The 1,893-nt window shown below is 31.4% G+C and carries 2 protein-coding genes; both read right to left on the reverse strand.

What is annotated here, in order from left to right; genetic code table 11:
- Positions 1 to 195 precede the first annotated feature (195 nt).
- Entirely contained in the window at positions 196 to 675 is a 480-nt protein-coding gene (locus ACFQ0I_RS15810; RefSeq protein WP_379943931.1) for a hypothetical protein, read from the reverse strand.
- Between the two features lie 158 nt (positions 676 to 833).
- Positions 834 to 1,802 carry a hypothetical protein gene (locus ACFQ0I_RS15815; protein WP_379943932.1) on the reverse strand — a complete coding sequence of 323 codons (969 nt, stop codon included), beginning with the start codon at positions 1,800 to 1,802 and terminating at the stop codon, positions 834 to 836.
- Positions 1,803 to 1,893: the final 91 nt, after the last annotated feature.

The following is a 1,893-nucleotide window of genomic DNA, read 5'->3' on the forward strand; positions in this document are numbered from 1 at the left end:
TAAAAACAAAAATCCTAATATTAAAAGGTAACGATTCATTTTTTTTAAATTGTGGCTAACGGTCTCGTATAACCGTCAGTTACGGATTAATATGCGTTAATTTTCGGTTAAGCACTGGCGTTAGCAATTCCGAGTGGATTCGGACGTAGTCGAATCCGCCGTAATTGCGGTTATACATTGTTGTACACTGGCTTTTTATTTTTTCCATTCTTTTATTTCAGAATTTAGAACTCCAAGTCCGATTTTGCCAGAATTTATATCTATCAGCTTTTTGAGTTTTTTCTCCACATCTTCATTAGTGATATCTTTAAATATAAATCCTTTAACACCATTTCTTGGTTTTGCCTTAACTAAAACTTGTAAGCTTGGATTGGGTAAATGGTTAGAAACAATTCCGTGAGCAATTAATCTCCGAAATTCATTACAGTCAGAAAGTTTACCATCAATTTTATCCCATAATTTTGATAATTCGCTGTTGTCCTTTAGTCCCTTCCTTATGCGCTTTCGCTTATCATCTAAATTTAATCCAATAATATCAGGGTTTAGTGGATTATCCTCGATTCCTTTTACTATATATGAAACCATTACACCAAGACTAAATTCAATTTCTGAAAATGTTAGAATAAATTCTCCAACATTTTTTTTAAAAACATCATTTAAGTCAAAAGGATTCATTTTTTTCAGCTTGTGTACAACGGTTTTGTGTATGGTTAGTTGCGTGTTTCAGCAACAAATTTAGTAAACAAAAACGAACGCGAGAAAATTCCGAAGGAATTTTCCAAATAAGCAACGACCAAAGCAATTAATTATACACGTTGTTGTGGTTAGTGTTTTTATTCTCCGTTTGGAATATTTTTCTCCTTACAGTATTTTTCAATTTCCGTGTCATTTTCAAAATAATCATCACAAAATTCGTCAAGTTCTTTTTCAGTCGATTTGTAATAACGTTCTTGAGCAGTCATTAATCTGTCGGTTTGTTCAATAAATTGTTCAAATTCTTTATTGATTTTACATAGTTTGTCGATGGTTTTAAAATCGAGGTCTCTGTAAATTGCTGGAAATAGAATTTTACTTTGATATGGATTTGAATTTAGTTCTATTATTCCTATTCCGAAAGATTGGTTTAGTCTTTCCATTTCATCAGACAAACTATCGCTAAACTCAAAAGCAACTAAATAACCATAATTCGCCCAACTTGAATTTGAAACTGCTTGAAAATAGGCTTTTTTCAATTCTGAATCCGAGTTAATTTCTTTTTTAAGCTCGTAAGAACTTAATTTAAAAGTATCAACCCGATTAATTGACTTTAAAAAATTTTGACTGACTTTGGTCTGTAAATTCAAAAATTTAACGCCAATCATATCTGGATGTGTCCAAATCTGATTGTTGTCTTTCCCATATTTTGATTGTTCGTGAAATATGGTTTTAGAATAGATTTTGGTATTTTTCAAATAACTGCTCAAAAGCTTATGTAAATCTCTTTCGTTATATGATTTGACTTTTACTTTCGGCAGTTTGGTAGTCGTGGTTGTAGTTGTCCCAGACAAGATTTCAATTCCGATATCTTGCTCGTTTTTTGTCAAATAATATGAATACGAACCACCTTCTTGTTTAATTCTCTTAACTCGAGTATCTCCATTTCTTATAAAATCTCCTAATAATGCAGAAATTGTCGCTGGTGGTGTTTTCGCTTTACCAAAGTCATAATAACCATTTGTTATTATATGGTCGTGAATTTCCATATAGTTTGTCAATCCGTTTATGTCATCAAGGCTTTTTAAAATGGCTTCTTTTATGGTCATAATTTATAATTCAATTTCGGGTGTTCTTACATGTCTTGTCCTGAAATATGGCTACAGGTTAAAATTGAATTTACGCTGTTAATTTATATAC

Origin of the sequence: Mariniflexile aquimaris (genome assembly GCF_042676825.1) — a bacterium.
In the GTDB taxonomy this organism is placed as follows: Bacteria; Bacteroidota; Bacteroidia; order Flavobacteriales; family Flavobacteriaceae; genus Mariniflexile; species Mariniflexile aquimaris.

Bases quoted from the DNA above. Each gene is read 5' to 3' on its own strand.
- ACFQ0I_RS15810 (WP_379943931.1), bottom strand. From the start codon at position 675: ATGAATCCTTTTGACTTAAATGATGTTTTTAAAAAAAATGTTGGAGAA.
- ACFQ0I_RS15815 (WP_379943932.1), bottom strand. From the start codon at position 1,802: ATGACCATAAAAGAAGCCATTTTAAAAAGCCTTGATGACATAAACGGA.